This window comes from Foliimonas ilicis, from assembly GCF_039939195.1.
GTDB classification, from domain to species: domain Bacteria; phylum Pseudomonadota; class Alphaproteobacteria; order Rhizobiales; family Rhizobiaceae; genus Foliimonas; species Foliimonas ilicis.
The window spans coordinates 1-936 of record NZ_JBDUUH010000028.1; the positions used below are offsets into that span (position 1 = coordinate 1).

Consider the following 936-nt stretch of genomic DNA (forward strand, 5'->3'; position numbering starts at 1 on the left):
CCCGCTTCAACCGGCGATCAAAGCGCTTTTCAAAAACCCATCAAATGCTCGACATAACCCTCGCACTGTTCTTCAACAGGCATCTCATTACGAGTCCAATGTAAACACTGCCCACAGGTGGGGAGATTGGCTGTCCGCTATGTTCGGACCATTTCTTGAGAAGTAGCTGATTAGCGAAATCAGAGATGAAGGCTAATCTCCCCACCTGTGGGGGAGATGTCCGGCAGGACAGAGGGGGGCGCTGTCCCGCCAGCGTTTCTATTTAAAAATGAAGGACTCTAGGCGGTGCATCTGTCACGGTGAGATTGTTTTTCCTGCCTCGACGCAATAAATGAGGACGAGGAGAACATTATGGCCGCAAGACAGGCATTGACGAAAAACCAGCAGCTCGTTCTGCAAAGGCTCGAGGCAGCTTCAGGCCCGCTCAGCGCCTATACGCTGCTCGACCAGTTGCGCGAGAGCGGGTTTCGCGCGCCATTGCAGGTCTATCGCGCGCTTGAAACGCTGATCAAGGATGGCTTCGTCCATCGTCTTGAAAGCCTGAACGCCTTCGTCGCCTGCTCCGAGCCGCATGACCATTCGCACCGCATGACCGCTTTCGCGATCTGCGACAATTGCGGTCAGGTTACTGAGTTTTGCGATGAAACGGTCGGAAAACAGCTTGAAACATGGGTCGGATCGACCGGCTTTGCGGCGAAGAAAGCGGTTATCGAGTTTCGCGGTACCTGTGCCAAATGCCGTGAGGCGGCGGCTGCCTGATATTTTGAGTTAGCGTTGGATTAAGCCCTTCATTTTTAGATAGAAACGCTGGCAGGACAGAGGGGGGCGCCTCGTGATTCTATCTAAAATGAAGCGCCCTAAAAAGTCTCGCGAAGGAATTTGCCCAGAAGCGCGTTGAACGCGTCCGGCTGGTCCTGATTGGCGACATGGCCGGCG

Annotated in this window: 1 protein-coding gene; it reads left to right on the top strand. The window is 54.3% G+C overall.

Going from position 1 to position 936, the window contains the following annotated elements:
* The first annotated feature begins 351 nt into the window (after positions 1-351).
* Entirely contained in the window at positions 352-759 is a 408-nt protein-coding gene (locus ABFT80_RS27960) for a Fur family transcriptional regulator (RefSeq protein ID WP_347975224.1), read from the top strand.
* The last annotated feature ends 177 nt before the right edge of the window (positions 760-936 follow it).

Coding starts and splice junctions, on each gene's coding strand:
- ABFT80_RS27960 (WP_347975224.1), top strand. CDS start 352: ATGGCCGCAAGACAGGCATTGACGAAAAACCAGCAGCTCGTTCTGCAA.